The organism is Halocynthiibacter styelae (genome assembly GCF_016123485.1).
Lineage (GTDB): Bacteria > Pseudomonadota > Alphaproteobacteria > Rhodobacterales > Rhodobacteraceae > Halocynthiibacter > Halocynthiibacter styelae.
On sequence record NZ_JADCKQ010000001.1, the window covers coordinates 19954 to 43051 of the forward strand.

The 23098-nt window shown below is 52.6% G+C and carries 17 protein-coding genes, 2 tRNA genes and 2 pseudogenes; 16 read left to right on the forward strand and 5 right to left on the reverse strand.

The genetic code is table 11. From position 1 onward, the window contains the following. The first annotated feature begins 24 nt into the window (after positions 1-24). Positions 25-582: a recombinase family protein gene (locus H1D41_RS00100; protein ID WP_228847003.1), complete on the forward strand. Its 558-nt coding sequence runs from the start codon at positions 25-27 to the stop codon at positions 580-582. 64 nt (positions 583-646) lie between these two features. Further along, positions 647-1102 (forward strand): thermonuclease family protein, encoded by a 456-nt coding sequence (locus H1D41_RS00105; RefSeq protein WP_228847004.1) that lies wholly within the window; start codon positions 647-649, stop codon positions 1100-1102. A gap of 47 nt (positions 1103-1149) precedes the next feature. Here the strand turns inward: H1D41_RS00105 and H1D41_RS00110 are convergent, their stop codons facing one another. Beyond that, a complete protein-coding gene (locus tag H1D41_RS00110; protein WP_228847005.1) occupies positions 1150-2664 on the reverse strand; it encodes a hypothetical protein in 1515 nt (504 codons plus the stop codon). A 240-nt stretch (positions 2665-2904) separates the two neighbouring features. Between H1D41_RS00110 and H1D41_RS00115 the strand changes: the two genes are divergently transcribed. Both H1D41_RS00115 and H1D41_RS00120 read left to right on the forward strand, forming a co-directional pair. Beyond that, positions 2905-3060: a hypothetical protein gene (locus H1D41_RS00115; protein WP_228847006.1), complete on the forward strand. Its 156-nt coding sequence runs from the start codon at positions 2905-2907 to the stop codon at positions 3058-3060. A 179-nt stretch (positions 3061-3239) separates the two neighbouring features. Beyond that, complete coding sequence (locus H1D41_RS00120; RefSeq protein ID WP_228847007.1) at positions 3240-3620, forward strand: GcrA family cell cycle regulator; 381 nt, start codon at positions 3240-3242, stop codon at positions 3618-3620. Between the two features lie 192 nt (positions 3621-3812). Here the strand turns inward: H1D41_RS00120 and H1D41_RS00125 are convergent, their stop codons facing one another. Next, complete coding sequence (locus tag H1D41_RS00125) at positions 3813-4406, reverse strand: hypothetical protein (protein ID WP_228847008.1); 594 nt, start codon at positions 4404-4406, stop codon at positions 3813-3815. Between the two features lie 395 nt (positions 4407-4801). Between H1D41_RS00125 and H1D41_RS00130 the strand changes: the two genes are divergently transcribed. Genes H1D41_RS00130 through H1D41_RS00150 form a run of 5 tightly spaced genes read left to right on the forward strand, consistent with a single transcriptional unit; the run spans position 4802 to position 11953 of the window. Beyond that, the gene (locus H1D41_RS00130) at positions 4802-5245 is read left to right on the forward strand and encodes a helix-turn-helix domain-containing protein (RefSeq protein ID WP_228847009.1); all 444 of its coding nucleotides are present in this window, start codon (positions 4802-4804) and stop codon (positions 5243-5245) included. Further along, complete coding sequence (locus H1D41_RS00135) at positions 5242-7974, forward strand: class I SAM-dependent DNA methyltransferase (RefSeq protein WP_228847010.1); 2733 nt, start codon at positions 5242-5244, stop codon at positions 7972-7974. Before H1D41_RS00130 ends, H1D41_RS00135 begins: the two co-directional genes overlap by 4 nt. Continuing rightward, positions 7971-8729 (forward strand): hypothetical protein, encoded by a 759-nt coding sequence (locus H1D41_RS00140; protein WP_228847011.1) that lies wholly within the window; start codon positions 7971-7973, stop codon positions 8727-8729. Before H1D41_RS00135 ends, H1D41_RS00140 begins: the two co-directional genes overlap by 4 nt. Before the next feature lie 19 nt (positions 8730-8748). Further along, on the forward strand, positions 8749-10794 hold the full coding sequence (locus H1D41_RS00145; protein WP_228847012.1) for a DEAD/DEAH box helicase: 2046 nt from the start codon (positions 8749-8751) through the stop codon (positions 10792-10794). Then, positions 10787-11953 (forward strand): GIY-YIG nuclease family protein, encoded by a 1167-nt coding sequence (locus tag H1D41_RS00150; protein WP_228847013.1) that lies wholly within the window; start codon positions 10787-10789, stop codon positions 11951-11953. Before H1D41_RS00145 ends, H1D41_RS00150 begins: the two co-directional genes overlap by 8 nt. Positions 11954-12375: 422 nt before the next feature. Here the strand turns inward: H1D41_RS00150 and H1D41_RS00155 are convergent. The 3 genes from H1D41_RS00155 to H1D41_RS00165 form a co-directional block, all read right to left on the reverse strand. Next, positions 12376-12449 (reverse strand) — tRNA-Gly (locus H1D41_RS00155). A gap of 86 nt (positions 12450-12535) precedes the next feature. Beyond that, a complete protein-coding gene (locus tag H1D41_RS00160; RefSeq protein ID WP_228847014.1) occupies positions 12536-14596 on the reverse strand; it encodes an ASKHA domain-containing protein in 2061 nt (686 codons plus the stop codon). 107 nt (positions 14597-14703) lie between these two features. Further along, complete coding sequence (locus H1D41_RS00165) at positions 14704-15768, reverse strand: Hint domain-containing protein (RefSeq protein ID WP_228847015.1); 1065 nt, start codon at positions 15766-15768, stop codon at positions 14704-14706. A gap of 240 nt (positions 15769-16008) precedes the next feature. Between H1D41_RS00165 and H1D41_RS00170 the strand changes: the two genes are divergently transcribed. From H1D41_RS00170 to H1D41_RS00195, 7 genes and pseudogenes are all read left to right on the forward strand, one after another. Beyond that, positions 16009-16094 (forward strand) — tRNA-Leu (locus H1D41_RS00170). A gap of 80 nt (positions 16095-16174) precedes the next feature. Then, positions 16175-17326, forward strand: coding sequence for an acyl-CoA dehydrogenase family protein (locus H1D41_RS00175; RefSeq protein ID WP_228847016.1), 1152 nt, complete (start codon positions 16175-16177; stop codon positions 17324-17326). A 94-nt stretch (positions 17327-17420) separates the two neighbouring features. After that, positions 17421-18182: an SDR family NAD(P)-dependent oxidoreductase gene (locus H1D41_RS00180; protein ID WP_228847017.1), complete on the forward strand. Its 762-nt coding sequence runs from the start codon at positions 17421-17423 to the stop codon at positions 18180-18182. Between the two features lie 1200 nt (positions 18183-19382). Continuing rightward, positions 19383-20318 (forward strand): annotated as a pseudogene (locus tag H1D41_RS18530) (HAMP domain-containing protein); the annotation flags it as partial. A gap of 258 nt (positions 20319-20576) precedes the next feature. Beyond that, positions 20577-21275, forward strand: a pseudogene (locus H1D41_RS18535) (methyl-accepting chemotaxis protein); the annotation flags it as partial. A gap of 257 nt (positions 21276-21532) precedes the next feature. Continuing rightward, a complete protein-coding gene (locus H1D41_RS00190) occupies positions 21533-22564 on the forward strand; it encodes a protein-glutamate methylesterase/protein-glutamine glutaminase (RefSeq protein WP_228847019.1) in 1032 nt (343 codons plus the stop codon). Positions 22565-22574: 10 nt separating this feature from the next. Next, positions 22575-23096, forward strand: coding sequence for a chemotaxis protein CheD (locus H1D41_RS00195; RefSeq protein ID WP_228847020.1), 522 nt, complete (start codon positions 22575-22577; stop codon positions 23094-23096). Positions 23097-23098: the final 2 nt, after the last annotated feature.

A 23098-nucleotide genomic window follows, 5' to 3' on the forward strand; every position in this document is an offset into this window, starting at 1 on the left:
GATGAGTTTTGAGACGGAGAGTAGATGAAGATCGGATATGCGCGTGTCAGTACGGGGGAACAGTCGGTTGAGGCACAGGTGGATGCCCTGAAAGCCGCAGGCTGTGAGAAGATATTCCGGGAGGTTGCGTCAGGCGCGAAGAATGACCGCCCGGTTCTGAAACAGGCACTGGATTACCTGCGCAGCGGTGAGGACACTCTGGTCACATATAAACTGGATCGTGTCGCCCGCAGTCTGCCGCATCTGATCGAGATCATGGAACATCTGAAGTCCCGTGATGTGGGGTTCCAGAGTCTGACGGAAGAGATCAACACCAATTCAGCCGGGGGCAAGCTGCTGTTTCATATCATGGGCGCGATTGCCGAGTTCGAACGTGATCTGATCCGGGAACGTACCAATGCCGGACTTCAGGCCGCCCGCAAAGCCGGTCGTGTCGGGGGCCGTCCGCGTGTGATGGATGATCACAAGATCATTGCCGCCCGGTCTCTGCTGGATCAGGGCACACCGGTGAAAGATGTGGCGATGGCGATTGGTGTGTCGGTGCCAACACTGTACCGCTGGCTACCCGGATCAACCCGGTAGGACGTCTTGCGCCTTCCTGGGGAAGTGACTACTGGGGCTGTTCCTGACGTTTCGAACACCTCCCATGATCACCCGCACCTATATTATCCCCGCTGCCCTGACACTCATCCTGGCCTTCAGTCTCTATCAGATGCTGAAGCCGGAACCGGGTGCAATGCAACTGCTGGCAGCGGACATATATGTGGTGGACGGAGACACGATCCGCGTCGGGGATGATAGTATCCGCCTTGATGGTTTTAACACCCCGGAAACCCGCTTTGCTGCATGTGAACGTGAAAGGGCGATGGGCATTGCGGCCCGGGATCGCCTGCAGGACCTGTTGAATACTGCGTCTGAAATTCGCATGGTTCTGACGTTGACCCGCAGCGGTACTCCCGCACGTGACAAATACCGTCGATTGATCGGCAGGTTACTCCTGAATGGACAGGACGTAGCAGATGTCCTGATCACGGAAGGGTACGCTGAACCCTATACAGGTGGACAGCGCCGAAGCTGGTGTCAGGGTTCGGAAACGTCCTGACAGCAAAATGCGGCTGATCTACTCTTGCGCAATACGATGACGAACCCCTATTCTCGCCTTTTATTTGCTGAACATCTGTTTGGGTTCGCCCCGCAAGAGGGAGAGTGGTCCAGTAACCGTGCGAAGCCCCTGGGCTGACCTGAGCGCCTGCGTGCGATCACTGACAGACGTCCTGACTTTTTTCTGCCTGTTGTCGTCTTGCGGTCTATTATTCTTTGCACACCATAACGCTTATCCGGATGAAACATCCAGTAATTGAAGTTGTGTCCATATTCGAGATTGTCCCGTTCACCTGCATATGTTTCACTGAGCCAATCAATATCCAGACGCAGTCTACGCGGTTGCAGGCCACGTCTGCGTTTCCCAAAGACAGTCGGTGTTTTACCTTTAAGGTTACGACCAACACCCCGATGTATTTCGCAGTTTAGGCGACCGTTGGTTATTCCGGGATGCTGATGTGCTTGCATCAACTGCAGTTCTGATTTTGAAAACCACTTCTGGGCATGAGAGTTTTCAATCTGTACCCACATTTTTTTCGGCCCGACACGGTGCAGAAACTTTGCCCACTGAACAATCGCTGCATCCGTGTCAAAACCTTCGATCTCATCGCCACACTGAGGCCCCATAAAGGCACTCTGGACGCGCTGAAGCTGTTTGTCATACTTCTGCCGCCCTTCACCCCGTGATGGCACCTTAAACAGTTCCAGCAGGCTTTTCTGGCTGTAGTCCAGAATGTTCATCAGGGATTCATCAACAGATTTATTTTTATAGATGGGATCGAACCTGATCCGTTGCCAGTCTTGCCGTACCGGAAATGCGTCATGTAACATGGCTTCGAACTTTTCCTGGTGAGGCACCCGTACGAAGAAATGACCGGTCAGGACCCATCCGCCAGCATCCGGAATATGTCCGTGCAGGTCATGCGTCATGTGATGAAACTTCTGCACGCTATACAATTGATCCGGATGACGCAGGTCAGGCTCGTATGAGCCAACCAGAACAACGCCATGTTTTTCGCCACTGAAATTCTTTATCACATTGTTCAGGTCATGGTTGGCCTGATCCAGGGCGTTTTCCAGATCACCTAGGTTTTCACTGAAATCAAAGATAATCGTTAGCAGGTACAGCTCATCCGCAGCAAAGGTATGGAGGTATCTGCCCATCAAAATATCGCTCAGGTTCATGACCCGATCATGGCGTTCGATTGGGCACCACATGACGGGTGATTTTCGCTGATGGGGATGTTGTTGGCAGAGTTCGAAAATCTCTGCCACTTCGGGATCATCCAGGTGTTTTTGCAGGGCGCGATAACTCTTCGTGTATGACGTCAATGCCGTATGAAGATATGGGCTTTCGAGAATATGTCGATGGTCGTCATAGATCAGTGTGGCGCAACCATTTTCGAATACGTTGCGCACCGATAGGCACCTGTCGATGCGGCCATCGGTGGCTTCTTCTCGTTTATCCGCAATTGCTCTGCCCTTCGCTGTAAGGGCAACCTTTCCGTTACTTCGAACCAGGTTCTGGTTCGTCTGATGCACTGGGGTATATTTCTGGCCCACGTTGTCTCCTTTTCTCCTGGGGCAAGGGAAGCTAGGTGGGGTGCGCCACTCGCGCAAGGGTAGCCGCGATGTTCCCCAACACCTCTCCAGGTGCTGGTATTTACAAATCGGGGGCGCTGTTGATTGACTTTAGGCTGACACCAGGAAGATCGAAGACAGACCCTAATGGGACGAAGGTCAGCCCCCAAGTCATAAGAAATAAGGTAAATATGTCTGATATATTGGCTAATGAGGTGTCACATGACCAAAAGACGAACAGTTACAATCAGAAATGTAGATGAGGATGTCCTGGCGCTGCTATCAGAGATCAGGGAGAAGGAACGCCGTCAACTGGCGGCAATTCTGGAAGATTGCGTTCATGCCTACTGGGCGGCGTATTATGACGCTGAGGAATAGCCTTGTGTTGTCCGTGGGTTCCTGCGGGTAGGCCGCCCTCGTTTACCAATGCAGCCATATTACCTGTAATGCGAAGTGAAAATAATTCCCCCCATGATGGATTTTTTCGGCGCAGACCTTCCCCTGTTGGCAGATTCTACCTACGTCAATGTAAAACGATCACGAAAGGAAAGTTCTGAATGCGTAATAAAATCTCCAATGAAAGCCTGACCGTATTGGAAAATCTTGCCACAAACCGTGAGGTCGAAGGCCTGACCGGGTCATCGTACAGGCGCATGGCACTGGAGGTTCTGTTGCAACTTGAGGATATGCCTGATGTCACCTCAGGCGATGATGAAAAATCCTATAGTATCGGGAAGATCAGAGAAACATATCCCAATGCCTATGCATCCTGGTCAGATGAGGATGACGCCAAACTCATCGACCTCCACGAAAAAGGGGTTAAGGAATCTGAAATTGCAACAGAAATGGGTCGCCAGATCAATGCAATCAGAAATCGAGTACTTAAGATCAAAGGCCGCCGGGCACGATGGGGTGGTGCTGCAGCAAAAGCTGCGTGATACAGTCTGCGGGGGACACCGGGGGCAAGCAATCGCCCCCGGTGTCCTGCTATCCGCGCTGGACATCTTTCACTGTCCAACCGGGGTTCCGGCGTGTGGCTTCGTACCGCGCATTGTCAGGAGATTTGGCCCAGATTGTAACCCGCTTCTGATTTGTCTTCTGTACCAGCACCACACTGAATTTCTGATCGCTCATGATGTTCCTTCCATATCTATTATTGCCAGTTGTTGTGGCAGTTCCAGTTCGAATGCATGCAATCCGCCTTCTTCCCCCTGCAGCCACAACTCACGTAATGCCGGAAGGCGCGATGAGACCCATTCACGACGCTCAGGTTCAGACATTGGCAACCATCGCTGTGCCAACCAGCCAGACATCGACATTTCAGGATGGGCTGCGATGACATTCAGTTCTCTGATCATGTCGTCGGTGGTGATCTGTGCTGCATTTTCACGCAACTCCGTATCCAAAGTTTCCCTACCTGCTGCCCCCAGTCCCCAAAAGGCGAAGTATAGTGAAACATGCGTGGCAATGAGAAACAGGATTACATATGCGAGGTCTTCGCTTCTGCTGCCTGCAGCACCATGGCGGATCAGGAAATCAAGGCTTTCCATGTATTCTGACCCGAGCAGAAAACCTTGCTGGATGAGCAGGATGGGTAAACTCCAGAAGAGTTTCCAGATAAACCCCAATCGACTGTTGCCCATGGCAGAGCCGACGAAGAACGTACAGATGGCAATGAAAATTTGTCGGCCTGACAGCAGACCATCCAGGTAAACTTCAAACATTCAGAGTAGGACCCTTATTGGTTATGGTTAAGTTGCTGCGTGTGAGGAGGCAGAAGAAACTTCGGGTTCATTGTCGTCGCGGCTACAACGGCAATGTCCCCGGGCATAGTGCAACCCAAACAGATCATTTGGTGTCACCTGGCCATCGGTCTCCGTCCATAGTGCAACAGCAACCCTCCGGCTGGGGACCACTGTCGCTTCTTTCATTCTCAGGATCGTACTCGCACTGGTGCCACAGCGTTTGGCCAGTTGCCCCAGGGATAGATCATTTCGCTTAAGGTATTCCGTTAAATCCATTTGTTCCTTATTCCGTTATTCGGAACGATTCGCAATATGGTTGTGCTCGGTAACAGCAGGTTCTTTTCAAATGTTCCATGTTGTGGAATGAAGGAGATATGAACACAGATGGATCACATACATTCGGGAAGATTCTTCAGGACGCCCGTGAAACCAAGAACCTGTCACTGGGACAGGCCGCGAAGCTGCTGGGGGTTCCCAAGACCTCTCTGTGGCGGTGGGAGAACAATGAAACCAAGGTGGATGCCCAGCGCCTGGTGGATATCGCAGCGGCTTATGGTCTTTCGGTTTCAGCCATTTTCGAGGGCAAGATCATGACAGCCCCGACGCAAACAGATTTTGACCGGCTGGGCATCGTGGTCGAACATATTGAAGGCATCATTCAGAACCTGAATGCCCGCCCGAAGCCCCAGGCAGTGCGCACAGCCGTGGTTGAGGTTCTGCGACTGGAGACATCCCGCGTTCTGGAAACAAAGGGCAGCACATTCGATCCGTCTCGCTACAACGGGCTGGTGGAAGGAATTTTCGGTACGTCATCATGAATGCAGTTGAGATCGAACAGGCTATCACTGAGCTGGCCGAACTTCCCTTTGATGTGGCAGAGTTCCCCTTCGCCTTTTTGGAATCCTTCGGAAACAAAGCCACGGCGATTAAGAAACTGCGTAGCGGAACGTCCAATAAGTCTGACATCGATGGGGTACTGCAGGCCAACCACATACACCTGAAAACCTGTGATGCGGGACAGGTGCCGCAAACCCTGTCTGATCTCAAAGGCAGCAAGGCGACCCAAACCAAACGCAACAAAGTGCGGTTCCTGCTGGCCACTGATGGTGAAACGTTCGAGGCCGAAGACCTTATCACGGGTGAAACCGTTTCTTGCATCTATGACGATTTCCCAAACCACTTCGTGTTCTTCTGGCCCCTTGCTGGCCTCAGCAAGACCAAACAACTCAGTGAATCTGAGTTTGATGTTCGGGCCACCCTGCGTCTGAACAAGCTTTACACCACTCTGCGGGCAGACAATCCTGACTGGGAAAAGCGCAGCCATGACATGAACCACTTCATGGCGCGGCTGATCTTTCTGTTTTTTGCTGAAGACACCGACATTCTGAACGGTGAAGACCTGTTCACCAACACCATCGAAACCTTGGCCAATGCGGATGGGTCCAACACCCATGAGGTGATCAGCGAACTCTTCCGCGCCATGAACACGGATTATCCTGATCGCGATGCAGCGAACCTGCCACGCTGGGCGACACCGTTTCCTTACGTGAATGGCGGGTTGTTCTCTGGCAGCACCGAGGTGCCAAAGTTCAGTCGCATCGCCCAACGCTATCTCACACATATCGGTCATCTGGACTGGACTAAGATCAACCCCGACATCTTTGGGTCAATGATTCAGGCTGTGGCGGATGAAGAAGAACGTTCCACCCTAGGGATGCACTACACCTCAGTGCCGAATATCCTGAAGGTGCTGAACCCGCTGTTTCTGGACGACCTGCGCGATCATCTGGATCAGGCCGGTGACAATCGTCAAAAGCTAAAGAACCTGCGCACCCGGATGTCGAATATCCGTGTGTTCGACCCGGCCTGTGGATCGGGAAACTTCCTTGTCATCGCATATAAACAGATGCGCGAGGTCGAATTTGAGATCAACAAACGTCGGGGTGAAGCTTTTGACAGATCAGAGATCAGCATCCGCAACTTCCGTGGCATTGAACTGCGGGATTTTTCGGCTGAGATCGCGCGTCTGGCCCTGATCATTGCAGAATACCAATGCGACGTGACTTATCGGGGCCAAAAGGATGCGCTGGCTGATTTCCTTCCCTTGGATCGGGAGAACTGGATCACTTGCGGGAATGCGTTGCGATTGGATTGGTTGAGTATTTGTCCGCCAACCGGGGCGGGCGTGAAAGTCAAATCCGACGATTTGTTTGAAACACCACTGGATCAAGCGGAGATTGATTTCGAGAACCAGGGCGGTGAGACATACATCTGTGGAAACCCACCGTACCAAGGTAGCGTAAATCAAACCGCTGAACAAAAAGAAGATATGAGGCGCATTTTTGCGCCAGTCTTCAAACGATATAAAGACCTTGACTACGTAGCCGCGTTCATGTTGGCGGCTGCAAGATACAATCGACTAACTGGCGCGTCGAGTGCATTGGTGACCACTAACTCGATCGTTCAGGGTGAGCAGGTTGCTATGTTATGGCCATTGATCTTTCAGCAACAGAACAAGGTTAGCTTCGCGCACAAGTCGTTCCTTTGGTCGAATCTTGCAAGTAATCAAGCTGCGGTGACCTGTATTATCGTCGGGCTGACGATCTCTGGCGGAGTGAGAACAATCTTTGATGGTGGAACATCTCGCTCAGTTGAGGTAATCGGCCCTTACCTCATCCCCTCGACAGATCAGATCGTACAGAAGCGATCAAACGCACTGCACAGTCTATCCAAGATGGACTACGGCAATAAACCAACGGACGGGGGCAACTTGATATTGTCCTCTGTGGAAAAAGACGAGCTACTTGAACAATACCCTCACGCTACCGACCTACTTCGAAAATACGTTGGTTCACAGGAGTTCATCAAAGGTATCCATCGTTACTGCCTATGGATAGAAGACCAACAGCTGACCTTTGCGCTGTCAATTCCTGAAATTCAGGCACGCGTTGAGAAAGTAAAATCGTTGAGGTCGCAAAGCCGTGGGACACAAGCTAACAAGGCTGCGGGGTCGCCACATAGGTTTGTCTTCACACCACACACTAGTGAAACTGCTATCATTGTGCCGCAGCACTTTTCAGAACGGCGAGAGTACCTAACTATTGGCTATCATGACGGAAGTCGTGTGGTCATTGCTAACTCAGCATCCGCTATTTACGACGCAAATTTGGTAGATTTTTCTGTTTTATCTTCCGCGCTTCATATGTCGTGGCTTTCGGCTATCGGAGGTAGGTTAAAGTCAGATTATCGATACTCCAACACGCTGGTCTGGAACACCTTCCCCGTTCCCAAGCTGACTGAGAAGAACAAAGCTGATCTGACCCGCTGTGCCGAAGACATCCTCTTGGCCCGTGAGGCGCATTTCCCTGCCACCATCGCAGACCTCTACAAACCCGATGCAATGCCCCAAAACCTCCGCGACGCCCACGAGGCCAACGACGAAGTGCTGGAACGCATCTACATCGGTAGACGCTTCAGAAACGACACCGAACGTCTGGAAAAACTGTTCGATATGTACACCAAAATGACCACGCAGGTGCCGTCATGACTAAAGAATCCCTAACGGTTCTAGACATGAATATGGGATTGCGTGACTCTTTGATCTCGGATCATCAGTTCTTTGTCGATCAGGCCAAGGCTCGTCTTTTTGATCAGTTCAACGATCTCAGTATCCAATCGGAATCACAAAAAATATCGCAGGAAACTTGGGAGCAGATTGAAGGTTTCTATGACCCTGATAAGCATGACTTACTGGAGTTTTCAGAGGTCGCAAATGATCAAGGATATGAGCGTTACAGGTTGTTAAGCGAGATGCGGGATCACACTCGTTTCAGTATTTTGGCTGCGCTATTCCATTCGTTTGAAAAGTCTTTGAAGGATTGGATCGCCCGCGACCTATTCACGGTTTTCAAATCTGAAGGGATTACGCGACGGGTCTGGGGGGCGACGCTTGAGGAATTGTATACCCTGTTGAAAGAAGGCGGGGTGAATGTGCGTGTGTCCCACATTTACAAAGACCTGCGGAATTATCAGTTGATTGTGAATGTCTATAAGCACGGCGAAGGGAGATCGCTGGACGATCTGCGCAATAAAGCGCCCCAATTCATTGTGCCTGACGATGAAGGCGGTTTTCATAGAAACTTCCCATTAGAATTTTTCGATCACAGCTACCTTAGGGTCACTGACGCAGACTTTGATCAGTTGACGGGTGCGATTGCGGAGTTTTGGAAGGAAATGCCGACATACATTCGAACCAGTGATTTTAAGAAGTTCCCGAAGTGGCTGAATGATGCTGCAAAATGACATTTGGAAAGATCGTTACATGACCAAATCAATTCCCTCCGTCTCTGTCACTTACGCCCAAAGCGGGTCTTCCACATCTTCGAATGAACTCGGGATGCGGGCGATGCAGGAACGGGCCTATGAACGCCGTGGTGAACAATATTTGCTGATTAAATCACCTCCCGCATCAGGTAAGTCCCGGGCATTGATGTTTATCGCCCTGGACAAGTTGCACAATCAGGGCCTGAAACAGGCGATTGTTGTAGTGCCCGAAAAATCCATCGGGTCGAGTTTCAACGATGAACCCCTGTCAAAATTCGGGTTCTGGGCGGATTGGTCGGTGGTTCCGAAGTGGAACCTCTGCAATGCGCCCGGCGGCGATGACGGCAAGGTTGGGGCAGTTGGAAACTTCCTGAACAGTGGCGACCAAGTGTTGGTATGCACCCACGCTACTTTCCGTTTTGCAGTTGACCGGTTCGGGGTCGAAGCCTTTGATGACCGTCTGATTGCCATTGACGAATTTCACCATGTCAGCGCCAACCCTGAGAACAAACTGGGTGCGCATCTGGGGGAATTGATTGCCCGTGATAAAGTGCATGTGGTTGCCATGACAGGCAGCTATTTCCGGGGGGATGCAGAGGCCGTTCTGTCACCTGAGGATGAGGCCAGGTTCGATCCGGTGACCTATACCTATTACGAACAACTGAACGGGTATGAGCACCTTAAAACCCTCGATATCGGGTATTTCTTCTATACGGGCAGCTATGCCGAAGACCTGTTGGCTGTCCTGAACCCAGATGAGAAAACCATCCTGCACATCCCCAATGTCAACGCCCGTGAAAGCACTGGCGACAAACACAAAGAAGTTGATGACATCCAACATGCATTGGGGGAATGGCAGGGCACCGATCCAGAGACAGGCTTCCACCTGATCAAAACCCAAAGTGGCAAAGTGATCAAAGTTGCCGACCTAGTCGAGGATGATCCCGCCAAACGGGATAAGGTGTCAGCGGCACTTAAAGACCCTAAGCAGAAGAACAATCGAGATCATGTTGATCTGATCATCGCATTGGGCATGGCCAAGGAAGGTTTCGATTGGATTTGGTGTGAACATGCCCTCACAGTTGGCTATCGCGCCAGCCTGACCGAGATCGTCCAGATCATTGGGCGGGCCACACGGGATGCCAAGGGTAAGACCCATGCCCGCTTCACCAACCTGATCGCTGAGCCTGATGCATCCGAAGGTGCCGTAACAGAGGCCGTGAATGATACACTGAAAGCCATCGCTGCCAGCCTGCTGATGGAACAGGTGCTGGTGCCGAAGTTTAACTTCACCCCTAAGACACCTGCATCTGGTCCTGTCGAGGGGTTTGACTATGGTGAAGGCGGGTATCAGGAAGGCGGTAAAAACGTTGGCTTTAATGAGGACACAGGCCAGTTTCAGATCGAGATCAAAGGTCTGGCTGAGCCCAAATCCGAGAATGCCAAACGCATCTGCGAGAATGATCTGAACGAAGTTATCACCGCCTTCGTACAGGACAAACGATCCATTGAACGTGGATTGTTTGACGAAGAACTGGTGCCTGAGGAAATCACCGTGGTTCGCATGGGGAAGATTATTAAAGATCGATACCCGGACCTTGAAGAAGGCGATGTGGAAGCCGTGCGCCAACGTGCCGTTGCTGCCCTGAACCTGACCCAACAGGCCAAGGCGACAGTTTTGGATGATGAGGGCAGAGAACCAACAACCAATACTGCCCTGATCGATGGTGTGCGTAAGTTTGCAATGGATGTACGTGACCTGGATATCGACCTGATTGATGCGATCAACCCATTCGGTGAAGCATATTCGATCCTGGCAAAATCCATGGATGAAGAAAGCCTGAAACAGGTTGCCGCAGTCATTTCAGCCAAGCGTACCCCAGTCACTCCGGATGAAGCGATCACATGGGCAAAGCGAGCAGCCCAGTTTAAGAAAGACCATGGCAGGGCACCGTCAGTGACCGCCTCCGACCCTTATGAACGCTTGATGGCAGAAGGGGCGACAGCCTTTATGCGGTTCCGAAAGGATGGTCGTTATGAATGATGATCTTGATGCGCTGGCAGGTGAACTGGCCGAGTTTGAAGTTGAAGACAAACCCGTCAAGCGTTCTCCGGTCGAAGAACGCTTGATTGCCGGTTTTGAGGATATCCAACGGTTCGTGGATGACGCTGGCCACCCCCCTCATAACGGTCCTGACAATGACATCTTTGAACGGCTATATGCAGTGCGACTGGAACGCCTGGCCGCAAACACCGCCTATCATGATCTTCTCGAACCACTGGACCATCAGGGATTGCTGAAAGTCCTCAATGCCTCGGATGATGACGATGAACTGGATATGGATGCCTTAGCATCCGAGTTGGAAGACCTTGATGGGCTTACCGATGATATTACCAATATCCGCCATGTACGTCCTGTAGCCGAACGTAAAGCTGCAGAAGATGTCGCCAGCCGCGAACGTTGTCAGGACTTTGAGAAATTCAAACCGATGTTCGAACAGGTGCAGTCTGAACTCACATCAGGTGTTCGTGCAACTCGCGCCTTTGAACGCAAAGCTGAAATCGAAGTAGGGCGTCTTTTTGTACTCAAAGGGCAGAAGGCATATGTCGCTGAGAAAGGTAAAGTCTATGTCAACGATAATGGCATGACCGAAGCACGGCTTCGTGTCATCTTTGACAATGGCACCGAAAGCAATCTGTTGATGCGGTCACTGCAACGTGCCCTGAACGAAGACAAAGCCAGCCGCCGTATCACCGATCCAAGCGCAGGCCCTCTGTTCGCCGACGCCTCCGTTGACGGCGACGAAGCTAGTGGGGTGATCTATGTGTTACGATCAAAATCGAACCTGCCTGTGGTTGCAGAGAAGCAAGACTTACTGCACAAGATCGGAGTCACTGGTGGCAGCGTCGAAAAGCGCATCGCCAATGCCAAACTCGACCCCACGTTTTTGATGGCGGATGTCGAGATCGTAACAACCTACGAGTTGTTCAACATCAACCGTGTGAAGCTGGAAAACCTCCTGCACCGCATTTTTGAAGCTGCAAGACTTGACATTGAAATCAAAGATCGATTTGGCCATCCGGTCACCCCTCGCGAATGGTTCCTAGTACCACTCTTCGCTATCGACGAAGCTGTGGAACGGATCAGGGACGGGTCAATCAAAGGTATGGCTTATGATCCGAAGAGTGCATCCCTGCGGTGAACAGGTGCGACTTACCTTGGTGGGACAACATGATGCCAGTGCGTGATGTTCTGCACACTAATTCAGTGTCCCACTATTCTCTAACCACCTGAAGAATAACATCTATTGCACCCCGCCCCCGGGCACCATCTGCCTTGCACCTCCGAACACACATGCGTTGGATCGCAAGATCAGGCGTGGCTCAATCATAGGCTTTGCATGAAACCGTAGAGTGCATCTCTTCGTTCACGGATGCGGCAACGAGTCGCCGAGAAAACATCCAGCACTTGCTGCTGATTTTCGAAGTCTTGATTTAGATGAATCTCTGTACAACACGCTGGACAAAACTGTATCACAATTCGTAACGAAACTGGTTCACATTTTAGCGCAATACGTGTGATTCACTTCACGTAAGTTGTTGAATTTATTGCATCAATGGGGGTTGGAGCGGGTGAAGGGAATCGAACCCTCGTATTCAGCTTGGGAAGCTGCTGCTCTACCATTGAGCTACACCCGCGTTACCTACGGAGTATGACAGCTACCAGAGAAGGTCAAGTAACCGCTGGCAAAATAAAAGCCCCCGAAACGGGGGCTTTATCTGTGTTATCCGCGACGTCTGCGACGGCGACCACCGCCTTCGCCACCACCGGTGTTGAAGTTCACATCCGGCAGGGTGACATGGGTTCCGAGGATCGGGAAAGGATCGGATGAATTCGGGATCGCACTGGCGTTGACGAAGTGGCTTTGGAAGCTGGGCTCAACTGCGGTTTCGATCTTGATGATATTGCGCACAATTTCCTCAATCTCGCCACGGGCGGCGACGTTCAGAAGTGCGATGCGCGCCCCGGTGCCGGCGGCGTTGCCCGCGCTTGTGACTTTGTCGATTTCGCAATCCGGGATCATACCCAGAACCATTGCGTGTTTCGGGCTGATATGGGCACCAAAGGCACCGGCCAGAACGACGCGATCCACCGTGTCAGTTCCGAATTTATCCATCAGCAGGCGTGCACCGGAATAAAGCGCGGCTTTTGCCATCTGGATCGCACGGATATCAGGGTTGGTGACAGAGATCACCGGGCCGCCATCCGCGGAACCATCCCAAAGCATGTAGGAATTGGTGCGACCATCAAGGAAACAGCGGGGCGTGCCAACTTGTTCGGCGGAGCCAATCAGGCCGGACGCATCCAGGATGCCCGCCATGCGCATTTCGGCCACGGCCTCAATGATGCCGGACCCGCAGATGCCCGAAATGCCGCTGGTGGCGACAGAGTCCGCAAAGCCAGGTTCATCAGACCAGATCTCAGACCCGATCACACGGAAGCGCGGTTCTTTGGTTTCGGGGTTGATTTCCACGCGCTCAATTGCGCCCGGGGCGGCACGCTGACCGGACGAAATCTGTGCGCCTTCAAAGGCCGGACCGGTGGGGGAAGAACAGGCGTAAACCGTATCCTTATTGCCCAGCTGAATTTCCGCATTGGTGCCCACGTCAACCAGAAGAACCAGGTCTTCGGATTTGTCCGGTGCCTCGGACAGGGTCACAGCGGCGGCGTCCGCCCCCACGTGGCCTGCGATAGATGGCAGGATATAGGCGCGGGCGGAGGGGTGGATGGTCAGGCCAAGGGTGGAGGCCCGGACAGACAGGGCTTCGGACGTGCAAAGCGCGAAGGGCGCCTGGCCAAGTTCATATGGATCAATGCCCAGGAAAAGGTGGTGCATTACCGGGTTCATTACAAAGACCACATCCATGATCTGATCTGTGCCGATTTCAGCTTCAATCGCGATCTGGGTGAACAGCGCATTCATACCTTCGCGCACCGCGCGGGTCATTTCGGCAGCGCCGCCTTCGTTCATCATGGAATAGCTGACGCGGCTCATCAGATCTTCGCCAAAGCGGATCTGCGGATTCATAATGCCAGAAGAAGCCACAACTTCGCCGGTGGTCATGTCACACAGATGCGCTGCGATGGTGGTGGACCCAAGGTCAACAGCCAGGCCGTACAGAGGCGTTTCGCTATAACCAGGCCAGACCTGAAGAATGGCAGGTTTCTCTGCGCCGGTGCCTTCTGTGATGCCGGTTGAGACCGCACAGGTGACTTTCCAATCGCCTTTGCGCAGGATCGGTTGCAGGGTTTGCAGAACATGAAGGTCGGCATCTACGCCTTTGATATCGAAGTTTTTCTCAAGCGCCTGACGCAGGCGTTCCAAGTCGCCGGACGGTTCGTGCATATCGGGTTCTTCAACCTCGACATAGTAACGGCGCACGGCGGGATTGATGGTGATGTCGCGGGCTTCGGCACGTTTGCGGACCACCTGACGGTGCACCTGACTGCCGGCGGGCACGTCGATGACAACATCGGACTGAATGGTCGCCTGACACCCCAGACGACGGCCCTTTTGCAGGCCGCGTTTGTCATCATAGCGCTGTTCAACCTTGTTGAACTCAGACAGGGCGTCATCCGCCACGGTCACACCATGTTTCGGGAACTCCCCGAAGGACGGTTCAACCTGACATTTGGAACAAATCCCACGCCCGCCACAGACGGAATCAAGGTCAACACCCAGCTGCCGCGCTGCGGTCAGAACCGGGGTTCCCTCTGGGAAATGTCCGCGTTTGCCGGAAGGGGTGAAAATGACGAGCGGATCATTGGTGTTTTCGGTGGTCATACTGGCCTGCCTGTAAGTCGCGTCTTTGTGCCAGCATACCAGGGCAGGCCGGGACAGACACCCCGCGGGCGGCATAATTCTGGTCGCAAACGGCGTATGAAGCGACTTTATGCAGATTTTGAGGTGCTATAATCCGCAGTTAAGGGTTTGCGATTGCGCAGGTGGCGTTGAACCAGTTGTTTCTGCCGCCGCCCGGATGGGATTGGTCGGGCGCTTCCCGGCATTGCCCCTGATTTGAGGTCGGGGAAAAGCGTATAAATTTCCTGGCGTGCAGCTTCGGGTACGGACTTCATGGCTTCGACACCGGTATACAGGCTTTCTGATGGTGAGCCTTCGGCAAATATGACCTCATGGCTGTCAAACAGAAGGTGGATATATTCAATCTCGCGAACATCCTGATCCAGATATATCCCGGGCAATTCTGTCAGCTTGATTGCGGCGACCAAAACATCATCTGTGCCGAACATGCGCTTTGCAATTGGTGAACTGATCAGCATCCGGTGCTGGCGGGAGACCAGAAGATCACACACAGGCAAGCCATTGCCCATAGCGCCTGCAGTGATACGAACAGGGCACAGATGGGGATGTGCCAGCAGTTCACAGGATGTCAGCTTTCTGCTCCCGATCCATTTCACAGGCTGCAACCCGCCGCCTTCTGTTTTTACAAGATCCCCCGGGATCAGTGTTTCGATACACTGCGGCCCAAACCGGGTTTCGATACGTGTACCAACAGTAAAGCAAGGCAATTGGGGCAGGGAAGCCGGGTCAAGGCCCGTGACATTCGTGTCTTTGACTGTTGTTGTGTAAGTGACCCCGACAGCAGGAATTTCGGACATGGCGATGACGCGGGTATTGTTATCAAGTTCAATACGCCAGACTTCAATGACATGGCCATTTGCGCCGGTATAGGTGGCTGTCCATTCCACATAGCAGGCATCACTGTCGACAAATGCCCCTGTGGCATCTGTGATTGTCGCGATCTGGGTCTGATCATCTGCGGTTTCGTTGGTGTTCGTGTCACCATCCAGCGTGGTGTCATCGTCATCAATAGTAACGGTCAGAAAATTAGCCGGGTCAGTATTTGACGCCACAAAGATGTCGTTCTGGTTTCCGCCCGGGCGGTTGCTGAATGCCGACAAGGGCATCGCCAGAAATGTTGCGATGATCGCCATCTGGATACCTGTAATTTACCGTATATACTGCCCGGGCGCCTTCTGGCGCCTCGTGATTAACAACAGCTTAACATATTCACAGTCATTCTGGCCAGATTAAATCACTGATTGCATTAAGTGATCTGGAAACTGGTTAAGGTGTATCGGGAAAAAAGGATGTTTTTCTGTCTTGTGATCAGATTGCAGATTGACCCTGTTTCCCTGTGCAGATACATCGTGACCATCTGTTGTACACAACAGGCCCGAGTGGCGGAATGGTAGACGCAGGGGATTCAAAATCCCCCGCTGGTAACAGCGTGTGGGTTCGAGTCCCACCTTGGGCACCAAACTTTGTCGGTCAACCCGACGTCAGCCTTGCTCTGTGATCTGTGCTTTGTTTTCCTGTAAAAAACAGGAAGGACAAAATATGCTCAGACGCCGGATTTTCACCGAAGATCATGATGTATTCCGCGCTTCGGTTCAGAAATGGGCAGATACTGAGGTTGCCCCACATGAAGCGCAATGGCGCCGGGACGGGCAAGTCAGCCGGGACGTCTGGAAATCTGCCGGGGCGCAGGGGTATCTCGGGATGTTCATGCCAGAGGAAGTCGGTGGGCTGGGGCTGACGGATTACCGCTATGATCAGATCCTGATCGAAGAACTGACGTGGCGCAGCCCGGGCTTTTTCGTGCCTCTGCACAACCGGATTGTCGCGCCTTATTTCCTGCATGTGGCGAATGACGCACAGAAGGCACGCTTTCTGCCTGGCATCATTTCCGGCGAGACAATCCTTGCGATTGGCATGACGGAACCATCCACCGGGTCTGACCTTGGTGCGATCCGGACAAAGGCTGAGGATAAGGGGGATCATTGGCTGTTGAATGGATCAAAGATATTCATTTCCAATGGGTTGCTGGCGGATGTTGTGGTTGTGGCCGCGCGTACAGATCCGGATAGTCCCCGTGCGATTGGTCTGTTTACCGTTGAACGTGGCATGGAAGGGTTCAGCCGCGGCCAGAAGCTTGAAAAACTGGGATTGCCCAGCCAGGACACGGCGGAACTGTTCTTTGACAATGTGAAAATTCCAAAGGAAAACCAGCTTGGTGGTGCCGCAAATGGGTTCGCCAATATGATGCGCGGCCTTGCGGAAGAACGTCTGACCGGGGCGATCGGGTTTCAGGCCCGGGCCGAACGCGCCTTTGCTGTCACGATGGATTATATCCAGGACCGCAAAGCTTTTGGCCGCCCTGTGGGCACGTTCCAGAATTCACGCTTTGTTATGGCGGGGCTGCGCACGAAACTGGATGCGGCGCAGGCCTTTGTGGATCATTGCGTATTGGAACATCTTGAAGAGGCGCTGAGCGCGGAACTTGCGGCAGAGGTGAAACTTCTGACGTCAGAGGTCGAATGGGAGGTCGTAGACGCCTGCCTGCAGCTGCATGGCGGCAACGGCTATATGCAGGAATATGAAATCTGCCGCCTGTTTGCCGATGCGCGGATTAGCCGGATCTATGCCGGGACCTCTGAAATCATGAAGGAAATCATCGGTCGCGGATTAGGTCTGGATGAACGACGCTGAGGAATTCTGCCCTGCGCTGGCGGTGCAAAATTTAAGCAACATTTCTGTGGTGTGACTGCGCACAAGGGATAACAGAAGAAAGCAAAGGTCTGAGATGAAATCAGAAAATGTGATTGCGCTGGTTACCGGCGGCGCGTCGGGTCTGGGTGAAGCCTGTGTACGCGAAATCGTGGCTGCGGGTGGAAAAGCCCTGGCCGTTGATATGAACGCAGAACGCGGCACGGCGCTGGCAGTTGAGCTTGGGGATGCGGTGATCTTTCATAAAGCCGATGTCACCTCTGAAGACGAGGTGAAAGCCGCCCTGGATGCCTGTGAGGCAACGCATGGGGCAGTTAATGCGCTGGTCAATTGCGCAGGTATTGCGATTGCGGCCAAGACCGTGGGGCGTGATGGTGCGCATCCGCTGAAAAGCTTTGGCATGGTGGTTGATGTGAACCTGAAAGGAACATTCAACACCTGTCGCCTGGCGGCCGAACGCATGCAGCACAACACGCCAGATGCTGACGGCAATACCGGGGTGATTGTGAACACGGCTTCGATCGCTGCATTCGACGGCCAGAAAGGCCAGCCGGCCTATGCCGCGTCCAAAGCAGGCGTTGCGGGTATGACTTTGCCAATGGCACGCGATCTGGCCTCTGTCGGGGTGCGGGTGAATTGTATTGCCCCGGGCCTGTTCCTGACGCCTATGCTTCAGAGCCTGCCGGAAGAGGCGCAGGAAGCGTTGGGAAAACAACCGCTGTTTCCCAAACGTCTGGGCAAACCGTCTGAGGTTGCCGAACTTGCGGTGTTCCTGATCAATCATGCTTATATGAATGGTGAAACAATCCGCGTTGATGGTGGCATTCGCCTGCCGTAATTCACGGATCTGACTGAACAGGGGAAAGGGGCGTGAGGCGCCCCTTTTTTGATGTTTTGGATGGTTGTTGGCATGTCAAAAACATCAATGTGACTGGCTTAAACCTATTTTCATCTTTCTCCCGGATGGTGGCGTTCACCTGGCCTGATGGCTGTCTCTGAATGAACCCGGGAGCAAAGAATGCGGCTTTTCAATTCGATCAAACTGTCTTTTAAATTGCCGTTGGTGATGTTTTCGCTGTGCCTGACATCGCTTTTGCTGATGACCTATATCGCCCTGGAACTTTCAAAGGGATCCCTTGAAAACCTGACAGAAGAACGGCTGAGTTCCCTGCTTGAAGGTCGGGCAAGTCATCTGGAAACCTTTCTTGAAAACGTTGAATTTAACCTGACCGTACAGGCCAGTAATCCGTCGCTTCTGGATGCGGTATTTGGTTTTAAAGGGGGCTGGCGTGAGTTTGAAGATCCGCAGGCTTATCTGCGGGAAACGTGGATCACGAATAATCCGCATGAATTTGGCGAACGCGACAGTCTGGCAGATGCCGGGGATGACAATAATTTCACCCGTACGCATAAGCGCTATCATGGGTTTTTCCGTACGCTAATGGAAAACGTCGGGCTTTATGATGTCATCCTGATCGATACCCAGGGGAACGTCATCTACACGGTTGAAAAAGAAGGTGACTTTGCCACGAATATTCTGGATGGAACTGCGGTAAATCCAAATCTGAAATCCATCTTTGAAACGATGATGTCTGAGGAAAACGCAGAAGCAGGGACGCAGTTCTTCGATTTTCAGATGTATGAAATTTCAGACGCACCCGCCGCTTTTTTCAGTTCGCTTATCAAAAGCCGCAACGGGCGCGTCGCTGCTGTCATGATTTATCAGGTCGGATCAGAACAGATCAATCAGGTGCTTCAGGCCCCGGATGGTCTGGGCGAAACGGGACAAACTTATCTGGTCGGGGAAGATGGCAGTTTACGGTCTGACCAGGTTTCTCCCCATGATGGTCGTGTGCTTGAGACGCGGATTGATACAGCGGCGGTTCAGGCTGTTCTGGCCGGGCAGTCCGGTTCAATTGTGCGGGAAACAGATCAGGGTCTGCTGCATGAAAACTACCTTCCTCTGTCCTTTCACGGGCATAGTTGGGGGCTTATTGCCGCGCAGTCGCAATCCGAATTTTTGCTGCCCTGGCTGGAAATGCGCCAGAACCTGGCCCGCAATGGCTTGATTGCGCTGATTGTTTTTACCGGGATTGCAATTTTCCTGGGCCTCTCTGTCGGACGCCCCCTGGAGAGAATTGATCATGCAATGCGCCGGATTTCTGCATCCAGGTTTGACACGGATGTACCGGCGTCTGACCGTGGTGATGAAATCGGCAGTATTGCCAAAACACTTGAAGAATTTCGCACCTCTCTGGAACTTGCAGCTTCGACCGCTGCAGAAGCACGGGTGAAAGGGACAGCCTTCACAGAATCCTCTGCGGCGATGATGATCCTGAATACCGAAGGTGAAATCGACTATACGAACCGCCAGCTTGTGGATTTCTTCACAACAGAGCGCAAAAATTTCAGCAGCCGGTATGCTGCATTTGACCCGGACGCACTTGTCGGGACGTCCGTAGGGTTACTTTGGGATGATCCCACAGATTTTGAAGCGATCTTGTCTGGCGCGACTGAATTACCGCTTCGGAAGTTCATGGATACAGGTGCGTTGCGACTGTCGGTGTTTGTGAATGCAATTCTTGGCGAGGAAGGCGAAAAAGCAGGTTATGTTGTTGAATGGGAAGACGTGACAACGTTCCAGATGAATGACGCCACCATCAACACTATTGAATCCCACCAGGTGAAAGCGGTGTTTTCTCTGGAAGGAATGTTTGAGACGGCGAATGAATTGTTTGCGCAATCTCTCGGCGAAGACATAAAAGCGTTTGCCGGGCAGCGGATTTCTGATTTACTGACAGTCCGGGAAGAACCCGGCCGGGATATCCTGGCTGAAGCGGCCCAGGGAAATACGGTAGCAGAGAAATTCCTGCTTCGCCTTTCTGAAAGCCAGGACGCATTGATCGAAGGGGTTGTCAGCCCTGTAAAAGATGCCAGTGGAAAAACTTTGCGGATCCTGTTGATCGGGAATGATATCAGTCAGGCACAGGCGGCGATTGAGCAGGCGGAACAGGAACGTTTGCGCATGTCGCAGGCCCAGGGGGAAGTCGTCGACGCTTTACGCAAGGGGCTAGGTCAGCTTGCCGATGGCGTTTTGACCGCCAAGGTCACGGACCGCTTTGATTCTGATTACGAACAGCTGCGGTCTGATTTCAATCTGGCGGCGGGGAACCTGTGTCAGGCCATGCTTGGTGTGGTTGGTAATGCGGACAGTATTCGCTCTGAGGCAACAGATATCAGTACAGCTGCCGAAGACCTGTCACATCGCACGGAAAAACAGGCCGCGACGCTTGAAGAAACCGCCGCAGCGCTTGATCAGATCACATCCAGTGTTCGATCTGCCGCCGAAGCATCTGATCGAACGAATACCGTCGTAAACAGTGCAAAAGAAAGTGCGGAAACCAGCAGCCTCGTGGTGAACGAAGCCGTTGCCGCAATGGGTGAAATTGAAACATCGTCAGAGAAAATCACAAAAATTATCAGTGTGATTGATGACATCGCGTTTCAGACCAACCTGCTTGCACTGAACGCCGGAGTTGAAGCTGCGCGTGCGGGTGAAGCAGGACGTGGGTTTGCCGTTGTTGCGTCTGAAGTGCGTGCGCTGGCGCAAAGATCTTCTGATGCTGCGCATGAAATCAACAATCTGATTTCAGCATCTGGTCAACATGTAAAACGCGGTGCTGAGCTTGTCAGTCAGACCGGTGATGAACTTCAGAAAATAATCCAATCCGTCGGAGATATCTCACATCATGTAGGGGAAATCGCGGTCTCTGCAAAAGAGCAGGCCTCTGGTCTTGCTGAGATCAATACTTCTGTGAATGAGCTTGATAAATTCACCCAGCAAAATGCTGCGATGTTTGAGGAAACCACCGCGGCAAGCCATGCTCTGACGCAAGGCGCAGAAGCTTTGTCTTCCGTTGTTTCACGTTTTGAAACCGGCAATGAGGTTGCGGAAGATACTGACCCCGGCATGTTTCGGAGTGGCCGGCCGGCAGAGGTGACATCAGGCGAAAACGATGTCCCAGTGCCACACCCTGAACCTGTAAGAACTGTGAACCGGCCGGTGACGGAAGGAAGCGCAGCAGTTGATCTGAATTCAATCGCCGCAGAGCCAGAGGACGCACCGGATGGCTGGGAAGAGTTCTGATAACTTACCTGAACAACCAGACCAGAGACGGGAGGGGAAAAATGGTGATCAAGGTATTGATTGTTGATGATTCAAGCGTGATGCGACGCCTGATCCGTCAGGCACTTCTGAAAGATACAAGGCTGGAAGTGGTCGGTGAAGCAAACGATCCGATCGAAGCAAGAAGTGCAATTAAAGTGCATAATCCGGATGTTCTTATTCTGGACATTGAGATGCCGCGCATGAGCGGACTTGAGTTCCTCGAACTTCTGATGCGCTTGCGTCCCATGCCTGTTGTCATGTTTTCCTCACTGGCCCGTAGTAGCCGGGATGCGACGATCAAGGCACTAAGCCTTGGCGCAGTTGATTGTATTGAAAAACCCTCTGCCGAGTCTGGCAACACGCTTGAAAAGCTGCCGGACAGCCTGGTTGCCGCTGCCAGTGCAGATATTGGTGCGTTGAAACGAACGAACAGGGTGTCGCGGCAGGTACAGAGCTTCCATTGGAATTCTAAACCCGTGCTGATTGGGGCCTCTACCGGGGGTGTGGATGCATTGCAGACAGTTTTTTCTGCCTGGCCGGAAAACTGCCCGCCGACCCTGGTGACCCAACATATGCCCGAAAACTTCCTGCGCAGTTTTGCCAATCGTCTTGATGAGCAACTGGAAATGAATGTGCGTGTGGCTGGCAACAATGAGGAAGTGAAACAAGGGGAGATCGTGATCTGCCCGGGAGGCGCTTTCCATCTGGAACTGGTCAGTGCGGTACCGGTTCGGGTGCGCCTTGTTGAAGGAGCCCCGGTCAGCGGTCATCGTCCATCGGTGGATGTCATGATGCGATCTGCGAAGGCTTTTGGGCCCGGATGTGTTGCTGCCATCCTGACAGGTATGGGCCGTGACGGGGCGCAGGGTTTGCTGGAATTGCGGCAAAATGGTGCGGAAACGATTGGTCAGGACGAGATGTCCTCTGTCGTTTACGGAATGCCCCGGGTGGCACAGGATGTTGGGGCGGTCAAAACGCAACTTCCTTTGGATGAAATCGGAGCAGCAATACTGGGGTGTTGCAGCAAGCGATCGCGGGCAAAGACGGGGTGAGTGACAAATCATGAAAAGAAATGAACACCGCCAGCACATTACACAGGGTCAGTTTGTGGTCGCCACGGGACCTGATGCGATCCTGACGACCCTATTGGGCAGTTGTGTTTCCACGTGTCTTTGGGACAGCGTTACAGGGATCGGTGGTATGAATCACATCCTTCTGCCGGATCGGCGCTTTGGTGAAGGTGCGGCACATGGTGAGGGAGTGAATGAAATGGAACTTCTGATCAACGGGTTGATCAAAGCGGGCGCAATCCGCGATCAGTTGAAGGCCAAGATCTTTGGCGGTGCACGTATGATTTCAATGTCTACAGATATTGGTGAAACCAATGCGGCCTTTGCGTTACAGTTTCTGAAAAATGAGGGGATTGAATGTATGGGGGCAAGCACCGGCGGGACAAACGCACGCCAGATTATGTTCTGGCCCGGCACCGGAAAAGCCCTGGTCCGGATCGCTGAGAGCAATCCGGTGGAAGTTGAAAAACCGACTGCACCACGCAATACCGGCGCAGAGATAGAATTGTTCTGAAA

Excerpts from the sequence above, each read along its gene's own strand:
- H1D41_RS00175 (WP_228847016.1), top strand. The coding sequence starts at position 16,175 with ATGCTCAGACGCCGGATTTTCACCGAAGATCATGATGTATTCCGCGCT.
- H1D41_RS00105 (WP_228847004.1), top strand. The coding sequence starts at position 647 with ATGATCACCCGCACCTATATTATCCCCGCTGCCCTGACACTCATCCTG.
- H1D41_RS00115 (WP_228847006.1), top strand. The coding sequence starts at position 2,905 with ATGACCAAAAGACGAACAGTTACAATCAGAAATGTAGATGAGGATGTC.
- H1D41_RS00135 (WP_228847010.1), top strand. The coding sequence starts at position 5,242 with ATGAATGCAGTTGAGATCGAACAGGCTATCACTGAGCTGGCCGAACTT.
- H1D41_RS00150 (WP_228847013.1), top strand. The coding sequence starts at position 10,787 with ATGAATGATGATCTTGATGCGCTGGCAGGTGAACTGGCCGAGTTTGAA.
- H1D41_RS00125 (WP_228847008.1), bottom strand. The coding sequence starts at position 4,406 with ATGTTTGAAGTTTACCTGGATGGTCTGCTGTCAGGCCGACAAATTTTC.
- H1D41_RS00140 (WP_228847011.1), top strand. The coding sequence starts at position 7,971 with ATGACTAAAGAATCCCTAACGGTTCTAGACATGAATATGGGATTGCGT.
- H1D41_RS00120 (WP_228847007.1), top strand. The coding sequence starts at position 3,240 with ATGCGTAATAAAATCTCCAATGAAAGCCTGACCGTATTGGAAAATCTT.
- H1D41_RS00100 (WP_228847003.1), top strand. The coding sequence starts at position 25 with ATGAAGATCGGATATGCGCGTGTCAGTACGGGGGAACAGTCGGTTGAG.
- H1D41_RS00160 (WP_228847014.1), bottom strand. The coding sequence starts at position 14,596 with ATGACCACCGAAAACACCAATGATCCGCTCGTCATTTTCACCCCTTCC.
- H1D41_RS00165 (WP_228847015.1), bottom strand. The coding sequence starts at position 15,768 with ATGGCGATCATCGCAACATTTCTGGCGATGCCCTTGTCGGCATTCAGC.
- H1D41_RS00190 (WP_228847019.1), top strand. The coding sequence starts at position 21,533 with ATGGTGATCAAGGTATTGATTGTTGATGATTCAAGCGTGATGCGACGC.
- H1D41_RS00145 (WP_228847012.1), top strand. The coding sequence starts at position 8,749 with ATGACCAAATCAATTCCCTCCGTCTCTGTCACTTACGCCCAAAGCGGG.
- H1D41_RS00130 (WP_228847009.1), top strand. The coding sequence starts at position 4,802 with ATGAACACAGATGGATCACATACATTCGGGAAGATTCTTCAGGACGCC.
- H1D41_RS00180 (WP_228847017.1), top strand. The coding sequence starts at position 17,421 with ATGAAATCAGAAAATGTGATTGCGCTGGTTACCGGCGGCGCGTCGGGT.
- H1D41_RS00195 (WP_228847020.1), top strand. The coding sequence starts at position 22,575 with ATGAAAAGAAATGAACACCGCCAGCACATTACACAGGGTCAGTTTGTG.